Genomic DNA, 15,246 nt, shown 5'->3' with positions numbered 1-15,246 from the left:
TACGGTTTTGTAAGCCGGGTAAGGCGAAGCCGCCACCCGGCAAAACAACCTCACTCCTCTAATGCCCGCAAATGGTCATCCTTCCTCAATGTCATCAGCGCCACGATGCTCACCACCGCCGTTGCCATTACGTAATAGGCCGGAATATCAAGATTGCCCGTCTCTTTAATCAGACTGGTAATGATTAAGCCCGCACAGCCTGAGAAAATCGCATTCGACAGGGAATAGGCCAGCCCAAGCCCGGTATAGCGCACGCGCGTCGGGAACATCTCCGAGAGCATGGCCGGACCTGGGCCCGCCAGCATCCCCACCAGACCGCCTGCAATTAGCACCACGATGGCTTTGACGGCCAGCGTGCTCGACTCCGCCTGCAGGATGTTGAGCAGCGGAAGGGCGAGGATCAGCAGCAGCGCGGCGGCGATAATCATCACCGTACGGCGTCCTATCTTATCGCTCAGGATCCCCGACGGAATGATGGTGAGCGCAAAGCCAATATTTGAAATCACCGCAATCAGCAGCGCCTGATTGAACCCGGTATGCAGGGCCGACTGCAGATAGGTTGGCATGATCACCAGGTAGGTATAGCCCGCCGCGGACCACACCATGACCCGGCCAATGCCCGTCACGATGGCCCTAAGCGTAGCCGCAGTGTCGGCCTGAGCGACAGCCGGTTTCTCTTTTTGCTGCACAAAACTTGGCGTCTCTTCCATACTGACCCGCAGCCACAGCGCAACCGCGCCCATAGGCAGCGCGAGGAAGAACGGAATGCGCCATCCCCAGTCGTGGAGCGCCTCGGGAGTGAGCAGTACGGAGAGCAGCGCCACAATGCCCGCACCCGCTAACAGCCCCAGCGCCACGGTGAAGGACTGCCACGCGCCGTACAGGCCGCGCTTGCCGCGTGGTGCGAACTCGGTCATCAGTGACACGGCCCCGCCGTATTCCCCTCCGGCAAACAGCCCCTGCAGGATGCGAAGCAGGGTGATGATCAGCGGTGCGGCAATCCCGATGCTGGCATAGACCGGCACAATACCGATGGCGGCAGTGGCGAGCGTCATCAGGACCAGCACGATAATCAGCGTCGGTTTACGGCCAATCTTGTCGCCAATACGGCCAAACACCACCGCGCCCAGCGGGCGAAAGAAGAAGGCGATGGCAAACGAGGCGTAGGTGAGGATCAGGCTGGTTAGCCCCGTTTCACCGTCGAGCTGGAAAAAATTCTTCGCAATCACGGTCGCCAGGAAACCGTAGACCGCAAACTCGTACCACTCGATGAAGTTACCTATGGAGCCTGCAATTAATGCACGCTTGTGCGCATCCGGTTGCATAACGATCCTCGCAGAAAAGAGTAAGAATAAATTATTCAACAAAAGCGCTACCATGAAATAGTTTATTCTTATGTTCTGTGAGCTATTTCACGAAGCCTTTCAATGCGATCGCCAGCATGTGACCCGACTCCCATGCAGCCCGCAGGCGCTCTGTCCATACTTATCTTCATTGCCACTGAAGGAGGGAGACAGTATGCACTGGCAGACTCACACCGTTTTCAATCAACCTTCCCCGCTCTCTAACAGCAATCTTTTCCTCTCGGACTGCGCCCTGCGCGACGCGGTGGCGCGCGAAGGTGCCGAATGGGACATGGATCTTCTCGCCAGCATTGGGCAGCAGCTGGGCACGGCGGAATCGCTGGAGCTGGGCAGGCTGGCCAACGTGAACCCGCCCGAACTGCTGCGTTATGATGCGATGGGCGGACGGCTTGACGACGTCCGTTTCCACCCCGCGTGGCACCTGCTGATGCAGGGGCTGTGCGCCAACCGGGTGCATAACCTGGCGTGGGAAGAGGAGGCGCGTAAAGGCTCCTTCGTCGCCCGGGCTGCACGCTTTGTGCTGCATGCGCAGGTGGAAGCGGGCACGCTTTGCCCTATCACCATGACCTTTGCCGCCACGCCGCTGCTGCTGCAGGCGCTGCCCAAGCCCTTCGAAAGCTGGCGAAACCCGCTGCTCGGTGACCGTTACGATCCGCATCTGGCCCCCGGTGGGCAGAAACGGGGGCTGCTTATCGGTATGGGGATGACGGAAAAACAGGGCGGCTCCGACGTGCTGAGCAATACCACGAAGGCGGAAAAATGCAGTGACGGCAGCTACCGGCTGGTGGGCCACAAATGGTTTTTCTCCGTCCCACAAAGCGATGCTCATCTGGTGCTGGCGCAGGCGAAGGGCGGTTTATCCTGCTTTTTTGTTCCGCGTTTCTTGCCTGACGGACAGCGCAACGCCGTGCGCCTGGAGCGCCTGAAGGACAAGCTGGGTAACCGCTCTAATGCCAGCAGCGAGGCCGAGTTTCTGGATGCCTCCGGCTGGCTGCTGGGCGAGGAGGGGGAAGGGGTTCGGCAAATCCTCAAAATGGGCGGGCTGACGCGCTTCGACTGCGCGCTCGGTAGCCACGGGCTTATGCGCAGGGCGCTTTCGGTGGCGCTGTATCATGCCCATCAGCGGCAGACGTTTGGAAAAAACCTGATCGACCAGCCTCTGATGCGCGAGGTGCTTAGCCGGATGGCGCTGGTGCTGGAGGGGCAAACCGCGCTGCTGTTTCGTCTTGCCCGCGCATGGGATAAGCGCGCCGATCCGCAGGAGATGGCCTGGGCGCGGCTTTTCACTCCGGCCGCGAAATTCAGCGTATGCAAGGCAGGCATTCCCTTTGTGGCGGAAGCGATGGAAGTGCTGGGGGGGACAGGCTACTGCGAAGATAACGAACTGCCACGCCTGTACCGGGAAATGCCGGTGAACAGCATCTGGGAAGGCTCCGGGAACATTATGTGCCTGGACGTGCTGCGGGTCCTGACGAAGCAGCCGGGAATGCTCGACCTGCTCAGCGACGACTTCGCCCAGGTAAAAGGGCAGGATCGCCACTTCGATCGCAGCTGGCGGCAGCTACAGCAGAAACTGCGTAAGCCTCAGGAGGCGCAGGGCAGGGAGATTGCCCGCCAGCTCAGTTTGCTGGGCGCGGGAAGCCAGATGCTGCGGCACGCCTCGCCGCCGATGGCGCAGGCGTGGTGTCGCATGATGCTGGATACCCGTGGCGGAACGCTGATGAGCGAACAGGTGCAAAATGACCTGCTGCTGCGCGCCACGGGCAGGGTGGGTTAATCTTTCAGCTGGAACAGGCTTACCAGCCGGGCGAGGTGCGATCCTTGCTCGCGCAGCGCGTGTGCGGTTTGCTCGCTGCGTGAAACGCGATCGGCGTTGATGTGCGACGCTTCACCAATGTGGGTCATGGCCAGGTTAACCTGGCCAATCCCGGCGGACTGTTCGCGGGAGGCATGGTTAATTTCAGTCACCAGCTGGCTGATGTTATCGATGTGAACGATGATGGCATCCATCGCCAGGCGCGTCTGCTCGGAAAGCGCGTGCCCCTCGCTCACTTTGTTCAGCGTGTCGCCAATCAGCTGCTCAATCTCTTTCACCGCGTTGGCGCTGCGTGCCGCCAGGGCGCGGACCTCCTGCGCGACCACCGCGAAACCTTTGCCATGCTCGCCCGCCCTTGCCGCTTCGACTGCCGCATTGAGGGCCAGGATGTTGGTCTGGAAAGCGATTGACTCGATCACGCGCGTGATATCTTCAATGCGTTTTGACGCGTCACGAATATCATCCATGGTGGCAACGGCGTGGGTGACCGTTTCACCGCCCTGATGCACCGCGCGCGACGTCTCTGCGACGAGCTGCTGCGTTTGCTCCATGTTGGCCGCATTTTGCTGCACCGTCGCGGCCAGCTGCTCCATGCTGGCGGAGGTCTCTTCTACGCTGCTGGCCTGCTTGTTGATCTGCTCTGAAATCTCGCCGCTATCGTTGGCCAGCGCGTTGGTTCCGGTCCGAATGTCGCCTGCGGCCTCACGGACCTGAATAACGATCTTTTGCAGGCCATCCCCGATACCGTTGATCGCCGCGATCAGCTGGCCGACCTCATCCTGGCGCGTCACTGGCAGGTTTGCCCGCAGATCGCCTGCCGCGTACAGGCGGGCAAGGTGGATCACATTGCGTAACGGGCGCGTAAGCATGCGACGGATAATCATGACGAACAGCCCTGCAAACAGCACCGATAACGCCACGCCCGCCAGCAAGAAGCGATCGCGCAGGTGATTCACGTTTGAGAGCAGTACTGCTTTATCCACCTCGCCCACGATGGTCCAGTTCCAGCCCGGAAGCGGGGTGTAGGCCATTTTGAGCGTGCGGCCATCATCACTGATCCGCTCCAGCGTACCGGCGGTATCGCTCAGCAACTGCTGTTGCGTGGCGCTATCCCATTTGGGCAATTGTCCCTCTTCGCTGTTGTGGAACAGGTATTGCCCGCGGGTCTTCCCGGTGCTGCGATCGAGAACGAAAAAGTGTCCACTTTCACCGAGGCGACGGTTAAGGATTTTCTCGCGCATGACGTCCCAGGAGTGGGTGATATCCACCCCGACAAAAATAATGCCGATCACCTGGCCGTCACTGTTTTTGACGGGCTGATACTGGGTGATATAACGCTTGCCGAAAAGCAGCGCCAGCCCACGGTACACTTCCCCTTTGGTGACGGCGGCAAACGCCGGGCTGGTGGTATCCAGCACGGTACCCATTGCGCGTTCGCCATTCTCTTTGCGCAGGGACGTGGCGACACGGATAAAGTCATTACCGCTGCGGACAAACAGCGTCGAAATCGCACCGGTTCGATTGAGGAAGTCGTCGGAAAGGGCATTGTTATCATGCAGCCCGGTCTCGCCGCCTTTCAGCAGGGGAACGGTTAATCCGTTGATCGTCCTGCTCTCGGCGGAATCGACATGTAACGGTTGCGGAAGAAAGGTGGTGAAAAGCCGGGTATAACTTTCGACCTCTTCGCTCAGGCTGGTGTTGAACATCTCGACCATATCCACCATGCCGGTGGACTGATTATGCAGATCCTCAACGGCCAGTGATTCCAGCTGCTGGCTGGCCTTATGGCTGAGAAGAAAAGTGAACAGCAGAAACAGAATGGCGACGCTCACGCCGGTCAGCAGCGATAGCTTAGTGCCCAGGCCTGCACGGCGGAAAAAACTGATCATAAATTGCTCATTATTAAAAAGGTATGGCTTTTCAACGGCAGAGCAGGGCTAACATTTACTCTATAAATGTAACTGGATGTTATTTATTTGTTTTATTAATGGCTTATAAGGTGATGAAAGATTTGCAAAAATGAAAAGCCACTAAAAATAAGTGGCTTTTACTGGGAGGGATTATGCATAGAGAATGGCCTGTACTCGCCAGTGATCGACATGATGGTCTTCCTGCATCTGGATAATGCGATACCACGATGCACCCTGCTCATCGGCTTTTAATGCAACGACACGTTCAACATCTTGTGGACTTCCCGAAATATTATTTACGGAGATATGACCAATCTCATTCAGACCCGTTACGCAATCTGCGCTGGCGAATTCCGCCGACTGCGCGGTCGTGCTTACAAGGCCCGCTGAGAGCAACAGAGAGGTTAAAGCAAGAGTTCGTTTCATTGTCAGCTCCATTTCACATGTCTCCGGTATCCGCCGGGCAATCCTTCGCGAATAAACTCACTTCCATTGTTGCTGGCATGGAGTTTATTGTGGACAGGAAAATGTCTATGGACGCAAAGCAGTGTAAATGTCGTTCAAATGATCGCCGTTATTTACGGTATAAAATGGCCTGCGAGTACCACTGTCCCGTAATAATGGTTTCGTCGACCATAATGATGACGTAATAATCTGCTTTGGCGGCGACGGCTTGTGCTCTGATTGCCTCCTCCGCGTCGTCCGGGGAACCGCGCACCATCGCAGAGACGGTGCCCATTCGTTGTAATCCTTCCGTCTGATTACGACGAATTTCCTGCGGGCGATCGGTGACCGGCGGAGCGGGTTGTGGTGTCCCCTGCAGCGCGCTACAGCCGCCAAGCAGAGAGACCAGCAATAAAGCAGCAAACCTGCGCATAACCATATCTCGTTTCCTGATAGCCATAGTGTAGTTGTCTGTAAATTTAGTTTTGGGGGAATGTTCCCGAAGTGTTAGCTGGGGCGTAATTTTCGAATGAAAATATCGTGAAACCGTAACCCAGTTCTCAACATTATGAATCATCCGGTAGCCCAGGAGTGACAATGATTGAACTTGAAACACGACGCCTCGGCGATAATGAAATATTACACGCTTTTCCCGCCGGAAAAGGTGAACACCCGCTGCCCACCGTGGTTTTTTACCATGGGTTTACCTCATCGAAGCTGGTATACAGCTATTTTGCCGTGGCGCTGGCGCAGGCGGGTTTTCGCGTCGTGATGCCGGATGCCCCCGACCACGGCGCGCGATTCACAGGTAACGAGGCGGCCCGGCTTGGTCAGTTCTGGCACATCCTGCACGGCAATCTCACGGAATTCGCCGGGCTGCGTGATGCGCTTCGTCAGTCAGGGCTGGTGGCGGATGACCGCCTGGCGGTCGCGGGAGCCTCCATGGGCGGGATGACGGCGTTGGGCATTATGGCCCGCCATCCGGAGGTGAGGGCCGTGGCTTGCCTGATGGGATCGGGTTACTTTACCACGCTGGCGAAAACGCTTTTCCCGCCGCAGGCACCCCAGGAAATTGAAGGGTTGCTGGCGGAATGGGACGTCAGCCATGCGCTGGCGCAGCTGGCCGATCGTCCGCTGCTGTTATGGCATGGCGATGCGGACGACGTCGTGCCGCCCGGCGAAACGTTCCGTCTGCAGCAGGCGTTACAGCGTGAAGGGCTGGACAGCAATCTCACCTGTTTGTGGGAAGCCGGTGTGCGGCACCGCATTACGCCGACGGCGCTGGACGCGACCGTGGCATTTTTCCGCCAGCATCTTTAAACGCGCAGCACCGTTACGCCCTGGTCTTCCAGCTTCTGGAGGATCTCAGGGTTAGCGCTTTTTCCGGTGATCACCATGTCAATCTGCTCAGCCCGGCTGAACAGCATACCTGCGCGCTCGCCCACTTTGCTGCTGTCGACCAGAACAACGAGCTTACCGACCACGTTAAGCATGTTCTGTTCTGCCATGGCGGTCAGCATATCGGTTTTATACAAACCGTCGGTGGTTAGCCCTTTACCGCTGGTAAACATCCAGTGCCCGGCGTAGAGGCTGTTTTCACTGTCCTGTGGGCTCAGCGTGATCGACTGGCTCTTATTATACTGGCCGCCCATGATCACCACGCTTTCGTGCTCCTGATCGATAAGGTAGTTGGCCAGCGGCAGATAGTTGGTGATGATTTGCACCGGCTTACCGCACATTTCCCTGCCCAGCAGAAACGCCGTTGAACCGCAGTTAATCACCACGCTTTCGCCCGGGTTAACCAGCTGCGACGCCGCTCTGGCGATACGCACTTTTTCATCATGATTCAGCGCCTGATGAATATTCATCGGCGTCCAGCGCGGGCGCTGTTGGCTGATGGCTTCTGCACCGTTACGGACTTTCTTGAGCTTGCCGCTCTCATCCAGCTTGTTGATATCTCGCCGTGCCGTTGCGGGGGAAATCCCTAAACGTTCAATCACTTTTTCGACGGTGATAAACCCCGTTTGCGCCAGGAGTTCCAGTAATATTTGATGTCGTTGCGCTTCCGTCATGAGCTATTCCGATAAGTATTGATTTGAAAAGATGATATTTGAAATAGCATGAAATTACTAAGATAAATGGAAAATCGCCAGGCTTTGGGCCTGGCGACGGGGCGCATCAATCAGAGGAATGATTTGAACGGCAGGTCTGGTTCAATGGTGAAGCAATCATCGAATCCGCGCGGATAGTGATATTCAAGATTGTCTTTATCCAGCGGCCAGGTGAACTTGCCGCCAACCTGCCAGATGAACGGCTTAAAGCCGTACTTCAGACGATCTTTTTTCATCTCCCACAGCACGCGGATCTCCTGCGGATCGGCCTGGAAGTTTGACCAGATATCGTGGTGGAACGGGATCACCACTTTGGTATTCAGCGCTTCCGCCATGCGCAGCATATCGGCGCTGGTCATTTTATCGGTAATGCCGCGCGGGTTTTCGCCGTAGGAGCCGAGCGCAACGTCAATCTGATGCTCATTACCGTGCTTCGCGTAGTAGTTGGAGTAGTGTGAATCGCCGCTGTGGTACAGCGAACCGCCCGGTGTTTTGAACAGGTAGTTCACCGCACGTTCGTCCATGCCGTCCGGCAGCACGCCTGCGGCTTTCTGGTCGGCAGGCAGCGTGATAAGCGCCGTGCGGTCAAAGGCATCCAGCGCGTGGATCTCCGTATCTTTGATTTTCACCACGTCGCCCGGTTTCATGACGATGCAGCGCTCTTTTGGCACGCCCCAGCCGATCCATAAATCGACGCAGGTCTGTGGCCCGATGAAAGGAACATCATCGGCGCAGTTTTGCATCACCGCGGCAGCGACGTTGACGTCGATGTGATCGTTATGATCGTGAGTGGAAAGCACGGCGTCGATCTGGCGAATGGCGAAAGGATCAAGCACAAACGGCGTGGTGCGCAGGTTCGGCTGAAGTTTTTCTACGCCTGCCATGCGCTGCATCTGATGGCCCTTTTTCATCAGCGGGTTGCCGTGGCTCTGTTTGCCTGTCCCACACCAGAAATCGACGCAAATGTTGGCGCCGCCTTCAGATTTCAGCCAAATCCCCGTGCAGCCGAGCCACCACATTGCAAAGGTGCCAGGCGCAACCTGTTCCTGCTCAATCTCTTCATTCAGCCAGCAACCCCATTCCGGGAAGGTGCTCAGAATCCATGATTCACGGGTGATGGTGTTCACTTTACTCATCGTTCGACTCCTGCGTTCAATCAAAAGTAATCATATTGTGATTTGATGTGATTAATGCTGGCACTCTTTGATTCGGTTTGCAATGGCTAAATTACAGCTATTTTTCCCGTAAATTCCTTATGAGATCTGTTTTTGAGTTGTTAAAACATCAAGTATTTACGATTAATACAATGAAATTTAAGGATAAAATTATTCTTTAAAATCGGAAGTGAAAATCATTACTGCTGATGTGGAAATAAATTGCGTGATGCGTCACAAATAATCAAATGCAATCTTGTGGTGATTATTTGTGATTAATAGAGTGATGGCACCAACCACCCGGGGTTTGCCCCTCGTGTTACCCTTTTCTGGAGAGAGTTATGGAGATCCTCTACAACGTCTTTACCGTGTTCTTCAATCAGGTAATGACCAACGCCCCGCTGCTGCTGGGTATCGTGACGTGCCTGGGCTACATCCTTCTGCGTAAAAGCGTTAGCGTCATCATCAAAGGCACCATCAAAACCATTATCGGTTTCATGCTGCTGCAGGCAGGGTCGGGCATTTTGACCGGCACCTTTAAACCGGTGGTGGCCAAAATGTCGGAAGTGTACGGCATTAACGGTGCGATCTCAGATACTTACGCTTCCATGATGGCGACCATCGATCGTATGGGTGATGCCTACAGTTGGGTGGGCTATGCGGTTCTGCTCGCGCTGGCGCTGAACATCATTTATGTGCTGCTACGCCGGATAACGGGCATTCGCACCATCATGCTGACGGGCCACATCATGTTTCAGCAGGCGGGGCTGATTGCGGTTTCCCTCTATATTTTCGGCTACCCAATGTGGACCACCATCATCTTCACGGCGGTGATGGTGTCGCTCTACTGGGGCATCACCTCCAACATGATGTACAAGCCGACCCAGGAAGTGACCGACGGCTGCGGCTTCTCCATCGGCCACCAGCAGCAGTTTGCCTCATGGATCGCCTATAAAGTTGCGCCTTACCTGGGCAAAAAAGAGGAGAGCGTCGAAGACCTCAAGCTGCCCGGCTGGCTGAATATTTTCCACGACAACATCGTCTCGACGGCAATTGTAATGACGATCTTCTTCGGTGCCATTCTGCTCTCCTTTGGCATTGACGTGGTGCAGGCGATGGCGGGCAAAACCCACTGGACGGTCTATATCCTGCAGACCGGTTTCTCCTTCGCCGTCGCCATTTTCATCATCACTCAGGGCGTGCGCATGTTCGTCGCTGAACTGTCAGAGGCCTTTAACGGTATCTCTCAGCGGCTGATCCCTGGCGCAGTGCTGGCAATTGACTGTGCAGCTATCTATAGCTTCGCGCCAAACGCCGTGGTCTGGGGCTTTATGTGGGGCACCATCGGTCAGTTGATTGCGGTGGGTATCCTGGTGGGCTGCGGCTCGTCCATTCTGATCATTCCTGGCTTTATCCCGATGTTCTTCTCCAACGCCACGATCGGCGTCTTTGCGAACCACTTCGGCGGCTGGCGCGCGGCGCTCAAGATCTGTCTGGTGATGGGCATGGTTGAGATCTTCGGCTGCGTGTGGGCGGTCAAGCTCACCGGCATGAGCGCCTGGATGGGTATGGCCGACTGGTCAATTCTGGCGCCGCCAATGATGCAGGGCTTCGCCTCCGTTGGGCTGGTCTTTATGGCCGTCATCATCCTGATTGCACTGGTTTATATGTTCTTCGCTGGCCGTACGCTGCGAGCTGAAGAAGATGCGGAAAAACAAACAGCAGAAGTTTCTGCTCACTAAGGAGTTTCGATTATGACCGTACGTATCCTGGCTGTGTGTGGCAATGGGCAAGGTAGCTCCATGATCATGAAGATGAAAGTGGATCAGTTTTTAACCCAGTCAAACATTGACCACACGGTGAACAGCTGCGCGGTGGGTGAATACAAAAGTGAACTGAACGGCGCGGACATCATCATCGCCTCTACCCATATCGCCGGTGAAATCACCGTGACGGGCAACAAGTATGTGGTGGGCGTGCGCAACATGCTCTCGCCGGCTGATTTTGGACCAAAGCTGCTGGACGTGATCAAAGAACACTTCCCTCAAGACGTGAAGTAAGGACGCCACATGAAACTACGTGATTCGCTGGCAGAGAATAATTCCATTCTTTTACAGGCCGAGGCCAGCACATGGCAAGAGGCGGTGAAGCTTGGTGTGGATCTGTTGGTTAACGCCGACGTTGTCGAGCCGCGCTACTACCAGGCGATCCTCGACGGAGTTGAGCAGCATGGTCCCTATTTCGTCATTGCGCCAGGGCTGGCGATGCCGCATGGACGTCCGGAAGAGGGCGTCAAAAAAACCGGTTTTGCGCTGGTAACACTGAAAACGCCGCTGGCGTTCAACCATGAAGATAACGACCCGGTCGACATCCTGATCACCATGGCGGCTGTCGATGCCAACACCCATCAGGAGGTCGGCATCATGCAGATCGTCAACCTGTTTGATGACGAAGCGAATTTTGACCGTTTACGTGCCTGCCGTACCGCGCAGGACGTCCTGGATTTAATTGATCACGCCACTGCGGCGTCCGTTTAAGAGGAATTTATCATGGCATTACCGATGTTGCAGGTTGCGCTGGACAACCAGACGCTCTCTCACGCTTATGAAACGACCCGCCTGATTGCGGAAGAAGTGGACATTATTGAAGTGGGCACCATTCTGTGCGTGGGCGAAGGTGTCCGCGCCGTTCGCGACCTGAAAGCGCTTTATCCGCACAAAATCGTGCTGGCCGATGCCAAAATTGCCGATGCGGGCAAAATTCTCTCCCGTATGTGTTTTGAAGCCAACGCGGACTGGGTCACCGTGATCTGCTGTGCGGATATCAACACCGCCAAAGGGGCGCTGGACGTGGCGAAAGAGTTTAATGGCGACGTGCAGATTGAGCTGACCGGCTTCTGGACCTGGGAACAGGCGCAGGAGTGGCGCGATGCCGGTATTCAACAGGTGGTGTATCACCGCAGCCGCGATGCGCAGGCCGCGGGCGTTGCCTGGGGCGAGGCCGACATCAGCGCGATTAAACGACTGGCGGACATGGGCTTTAAAGTCACCGTGACCGGTGGCCTGGCGCTGGAAGAGCTGCCGCTGTTCCAGGGCATTCCGATTCACGTCTTTATTGCGGGCCGTAGCATCCGTGATGCGGCGTCTCCGGTAGAAGCCGCGCGCCAGTTCAAACGTTCAATCGCTCAGCTTTGGGGCTAAGGAGCGGGTATGTTGTCTAAACAGGTCCCGCTTGGCATTTATGAAAAGGCACTCCCTGCGGGGGAGTGCTGGCTGGAGCGGCTGCAGCTGGCAAAACAGCTGGGGTTTGATTTTGTCGAAATGTCTGTGGACGAGACGGACGCGCGTCTGGCACGCCTCGACTGGAGCCGCGAGCAGCGCCTGGCGCTGGTGAACGCGGTTGCGGAAACCGGCGTACGCGTGCCGTCCATGTGCCTTAGCGCCCACCGACGTTTTCCGCTTGGCAGCGAAGATGATGCGGTACGCGCTGAAAGTCTGGCGATTATGCGGAAAGCCATTCGTTTCGCGCAGGATGTCGGTATCCGCGTGATCCAGCTGGCGGGTTACGATGTTTACTATCAGGAAGCCAACGACGAAACGCGCCGACGCTTTCGGGACGGCCTGAAAGAGAGCGTTGAAATGGCAAGCCGCGCGCAGGTGACGCTGGCTATGGAGATCATGGACTACCCGCTCATGAACTCCATCAGCAAAGCGCTTGGTTACGCCCATTATCTGAACAATCCATGGTTCCAGCTCTACCCGGACATCGGCAATTTATCGGCGTGGGATAACGACGTACAGATGGAGCTGCAGGCGGGCATCGGGCATATCGTGGCGGTGCATGTTAAAGACACCCGCCCTGGCGTGTTCAAAAACGTGCCGTTCGGCACGGGGGTGGTGGATTTCGAGCGCTGCTTCGAAACGCTCAAACAAACCGGCTATTGCGGGCCCTACCTGATTGAGATGTGGAGCGAAACGTCGGAAGACCCGGCGGCTGAAGTGGCGAAAGCGCGCGACTGGGTGCGCGAGCGCATGGCCCGGGCAGGGTTGCTGGAGGCTGAACATGCAGAGGCTTAAGCAGCAGGTGTTTGAAGCCAATATGGATCTCCCGCGCTATGGCCTGGTGACGTTCACCTGGGGTAACGTCAGCGCCATCGATCGCGAGCGGGGGCTGATAGTGATTAAGCCCAGCGGCGTAGCGTATGAGGTCATGAAGGCTGACGACATGGTGGTGGTGGATCTCGACGGAAACGTCGTCGACGGCAGCTGGCGTCCCTCGTCGGATACGGCCACGCACCTGGCGCTGTACCGGCGTTATCCCTCCCTGGGCGGTGTGGTGCATACCCACTCCACGCACGCCACCGCATGGGCACAGGCGGGGCTGGCGATCCCGGCGCTGGGCACGACGCATGCCGACTACTTTTTTGGCGACATTCCGTGCACGCGTGCATTAACGCAGGCCGAAGTGGAAGGCGAGTACGAGCTCAATACCGGGAAGGTGATTATCGACACGTTGGGCGAGTGTGAGCCCCTGCATACGCCGGGGATTGTGGTCTATCAGCACGGTCCGTTCTCATGGGGTAAAGACGCCCACGACGCAGTGCATAACGCGGTGGTGATGGAAGAGGTCGCAAAGATGGCGTGGATTGCCCGCGGCATTAACCCGCAACTGCGCGACATCGATGATTACCTGATGAATAAGCATTTCATGCGCAAGCACGGCCCGAATGCCTATTACGGGCAGAAGTAAATAAGTGCTCTGGAATACCAAAACAGTTGTAACCGGCGGTATTCCGGAGCCATTCACAAAAAAAGCCCCCGGGCAGGGGGCAAATAAAAGCATGGCTATGTCTCGTTGTTGGCTTTCCTGGTGCTAGCGTTATCGGTAGATATCTGCACTGGCGTGCATATTGCCGTTGCTGCCGGGCTCATGCGTCAGTATGACGTGATAGTAGGTGGCCCCCTGTGCATCGGTCTCTTGATTAAGTGCCTGATCTGCTTCGCTTTCGGTGGCGAAATTATGATTGATGTAGATTACGCCTAAGCTCTGCACATCATCCATGTTTTTGGCCTGTCGGCCATCTATCTTGATGGCTGCCATCGCGTTTGCACTGAGCAAAAGCGCAGCCATTACGGCAATTGCGATCTTTTTCATGATATGCGCTCCACGACTGCGTGCTGTGTGACGGTGAGTGCTCTCCTTTTGTCTTTGGATTGGCGTTGATTAAAGTGTAATCGCTTCTGTGACGGGGATGCGTGACCATTTCTGATGCACTTGTTCAAAAAAACAGCGCTTATGAATGTGATTAATTTTAAATCATCCACTTAAACCCGCTTTACGCTTAGTGCGAATTATTTGTGCAACTCGCTTGAGTTTCCCGGGGCGCGCAAGTATTATGACGCGTCAATTTTTCAGCCGACCTTTAACACGTTCCTTGCCTCCCCGGGCCTCGGCTGACCCAGACAGGAGGCTGAATAATCCGTAAGGAGCAATTCGATGCGTCATTACGAAATCGTTTTTATGGTCCATCCTGACCAGAGCGAACAGGTTCCGGGCATGATCGAGCGCTACACTGGTGCAATCACTGCAGCAGAAGGCACGATCCACCGTCTGGAAGACTGGGGCCGCCGTCAGCTGGCTTATCCGATCAACAAACTGCACAAAGCTCACTACGTTCTGATGAACGTTGAAGCGCCGCAGGAAGCGATCGATGAGCTGGAAACTAACTTCCGCTTCAACGATGCCGTTATCCGCAGCATGGTTATGCGTACCAAACACGCAGTGACCGAAGCATCTCCGATGGTTAAAGCGAAAGACGAGCGCCGTGAGCGTCGCGATGATTTCGCAAACGAAACCGCAGATGATTCTGATGCTGGGGATTCTGAAGAGTAATTTCTGATGACCAACCGTCTGGTGTTGTCCGGTACCGTGTGCAGGACCCCCCTTCGAAAGGTCAGCCCATCAGGAATTCCGCATTGCCAGTTCGTGCTTGAGCATCGTTCTGTGCAAGAGGAAGCCGGGTTTCACCGGCAGGCGTGGTGCCAAATGCCCGTTATTATTAGCGGACACGAAAACCAGGCCATTACTCACAGTATAACGGTCGGTAGCGCAGTAACGGTTCAGGGGTTCATTTCATGCCACAAGGCAAAGAACGGCCTGAGCAAAATGGTTCTGCATGCCGAGCAGATTGATTTGATAGATTCTGGAGACTAGCCAAATGGCACGTTATTTCCGTCGTCGCAAGTTCTGCCGTTTCACCGCGGAAGGCGTTGTTGAGATTGATTACAAAGACATCGCAACGTTGAAAAACTACATTACCGAAAGCGGTAAAATTGTCCCGAGCCGTATCACCGGTACTCGTGCAAAATACCAGCGTCAGCTGGCTCGCTGCATCAAGCGCGCTCGCTACCTGTCCCTGCTGCCGTATACCGATCGTCATCAGTAATC

Annotated in this window: 18 protein-coding genes; 11 read left to right on the top strand and 7 right to left on the bottom strand. The window is 55.8% G+C overall.

Annotated elements, in window-relative coordinates:
- Positions 1–50 precede the first annotated feature (50 nt).
- Positions 51–1,325, bottom strand: coding sequence for an MFS transporter (locus tag I6L58_RS10360; RefSeq protein WP_042322508.1), 1,275 nt, complete (start codon positions 1,323–1,325; stop codon positions 51–53).
- A gap of 193 nt (positions 1,326–1,518) precedes the next feature.
- Here I6L58_RS10360 and I6L58_RS10355 point away from each other — a divergent pair, with 193 nt between their 5' ends.
- On the top strand, positions 1,519–3,141 hold the full coding sequence (locus I6L58_RS10355) for an isovaleryl-CoA dehydrogenase (protein WP_088208710.1): 1,623 nt from the start codon (positions 1,519–1,521) through the stop codon (positions 3,139–3,141).
- Here I6L58_RS10355 and I6L58_RS10350 read toward each other — a convergent pair.
- The 3 genes from I6L58_RS10350 to bsmA form a co-directional block, all read right to left on the bottom strand.
- Positions 3,138–5,069, bottom strand: coding sequence for a methyl-accepting chemotaxis protein (locus tag I6L58_RS10350; RefSeq protein ID WP_088208711.1), 1,932 nt, complete (start codon positions 5,067–5,069; stop codon positions 3,138–3,140). The two genes, I6L58_RS10355 and I6L58_RS10350, sit on opposite strands and share 4 nt — an antisense overlap.
- Positions 5,070–5,240: 171 nt before the next feature.
- The gene (gene yjfN, locus I6L58_RS10345) at positions 5,241–5,516 is read right to left on the bottom strand and encodes a DUF1471 family protease activator YjfN (protein ID WP_167519818.1); all 276 of its coding nucleotides are present in this window, start codon (positions 5,514–5,516) and stop codon (positions 5,241–5,243) included.
- Between the two features lie 148 nt (positions 5,517–5,664).
- Positions 5,665–5,994 carry a biofilm peroxide resistance protein BsmA gene (bsmA, locus tag I6L58_RS10340; RefSeq protein ID WP_006178984.1) on the bottom strand — a complete coding sequence of 110 codons (330 nt, stop codon included), beginning with the start codon at positions 5,992–5,994 and terminating at the stop codon, positions 5,665–5,667.
- A gap of 137 nt (positions 5,995–6,131) precedes the next feature.
- Here bsmA and yjfP point away from each other — a divergent pair, with 137 nt between their 5' ends.
- Complete coding sequence (gene yjfP, locus I6L58_RS10335) at positions 6,132–6,854, top strand: esterase (RefSeq protein WP_006178985.1); 723 nt, start codon at positions 6,132–6,134, stop codon at positions 6,852–6,854.
- On the opposite strand, the gene ulaR is transcribed toward yjfP, so the two are convergent.
- Positions 6,851–7,606 (bottom strand): HTH-type transcriptional regulator UlaR, encoded by a 756-nt coding sequence (gene ulaR, locus I6L58_RS10330; RefSeq protein WP_006178986.1) that lies wholly within the window; start codon positions 7,604–7,606, stop codon positions 6,851–6,853. The genes yjfP and ulaR overlap by 4 nt on opposite strands.
- Before the next feature lie 110 nt (positions 7,607–7,716).
- Positions 7,717–8,781 (bottom strand): L-ascorbate 6-phosphate lactonase, encoded by a 1,065-nt coding sequence (ulaG, locus tag I6L58_RS10325; protein WP_006178987.1) that lies wholly within the window; start codon positions 8,779–8,781, stop codon positions 7,717–7,719.
- Between the two features lie 359 nt (positions 8,782–9,140).
- Between ulaG and ulaA the strand changes: the two genes are divergently transcribed.
- Genes ulaA through I6L58_RS10295 form a run of 6 tightly spaced genes read left to right on the top strand, consistent with a single transcriptional unit; the run spans position 9,141 to position 13,548 of the window.
- Positions 9,141–10,541, top strand: a complete 1,401-nt coding sequence (ulaA, locus tag I6L58_RS10320) for a PTS ascorbate transporter subunit IIC (RefSeq protein WP_088208712.1) — start codon at positions 9,141–9,143, stop codon at positions 10,539–10,541.
- Positions 10,542–10,553: 12 nt separating this feature from the next.
- On the top strand, positions 10,554–10,859 hold the full coding sequence (ulaB, locus tag I6L58_RS10315; RefSeq protein WP_039265364.1) for a PTS ascorbate transporter subunit IIB: 306 nt from the start codon (positions 10,554–10,556) through the stop codon (positions 10,857–10,859).
- Between the two features lie 9 nt (positions 10,860–10,868).
- Positions 10,869–11,336 carry a PTS ascorbate transporter subunit IIA gene (gene ulaC, locus I6L58_RS10310; RefSeq protein WP_088208713.1) on the top strand — a complete coding sequence of 156 codons (468 nt, stop codon included), beginning with the start codon at positions 10,869–10,871 and terminating at the stop codon, positions 11,334–11,336.
- Between the two features lie 12 nt (positions 11,337–11,348).
- A complete protein-coding gene (ulaD, locus tag I6L58_RS10305) occupies positions 11,349–11,999 on the top strand; it encodes a 3-keto-L-gulonate-6-phosphate decarboxylase UlaD (protein WP_088208714.1) in 651 nt (216 codons plus the stop codon).
- A 9-nt stretch (positions 12,000–12,008) separates the two neighbouring features.
- Entirely contained in the window at positions 12,009–12,875 is an 867-nt protein-coding gene (locus I6L58_RS10300) for an L-ribulose-5-phosphate 3-epimerase (RefSeq protein WP_088208715.1), read from the top strand.
- Complete coding sequence (locus I6L58_RS10295; protein ID WP_058609535.1) at positions 12,862–13,548, top strand: L-ribulose-5-phosphate 4-epimerase; 687 nt, start codon at positions 12,862–12,864, stop codon at positions 13,546–13,548. Before I6L58_RS10300 ends, I6L58_RS10295 begins: the two co-directional genes overlap by 14 nt.
- Positions 13,549–13,677: 129 nt before the next feature.
- Here I6L58_RS10295 and yjfY read toward each other — a convergent pair whose 3' ends face one another.
- On the bottom strand, positions 13,678–13,953 hold the full coding sequence (gene yjfY / locus I6L58_RS10290; protein WP_088208716.1) for a DUF1471 family protein YjfY: 276 nt from the start codon (positions 13,951–13,953) through the stop codon (positions 13,678–13,680).
- A gap of 342 nt (positions 13,954–14,295) precedes the next feature.
- Here yjfY and rpsF point away from each other — a divergent pair, with 342 nt between their 5' ends.
- Genes rpsF through rpsR form a run of 3 tightly spaced genes read left to right on the top strand, consistent with a single transcriptional unit; the run spans position 14,296 to position 15,244 of the window.
- Complete coding sequence (gene rpsF / locus I6L58_RS10285; RefSeq protein WP_006178995.1) at positions 14,296–14,691, top strand: 30S ribosomal protein S6; 396 nt, start codon at positions 14,296–14,298, stop codon at positions 14,689–14,691.
- A gap of 6 nt (positions 14,692–14,697) precedes the next feature.
- Entirely contained in the window at positions 14,698–15,012 is a 315-nt protein-coding gene (priB, locus tag I6L58_RS10280) for a primosomal replication protein N (protein WP_006178996.1), read from the top strand.
- Between the two features lie 4 nt (positions 15,013–15,016).
- Positions 15,017–15,244, top strand: coding sequence for a 30S ribosomal protein S18 (gene rpsR / locus I6L58_RS10275; protein ID WP_002210155.1), 228 nt, complete (start codon positions 15,017–15,019; stop codon positions 15,242–15,244).
- The last annotated feature ends 2 nt before the right edge of the window (positions 15,245–15,246 follow it).

Source organism: Enterobacter cancerogenus, from assembly GCF_019047785.1.
Lineage (GTDB): Bacteria > Pseudomonadota > Gammaproteobacteria > Enterobacterales > Enterobacteriaceae > Enterobacter > Enterobacter cancerogenus.
Note: the sequence above shows the minus strand (reverse complement) of the source record. Positions and strands in the feature narration are given on the sequence as shown.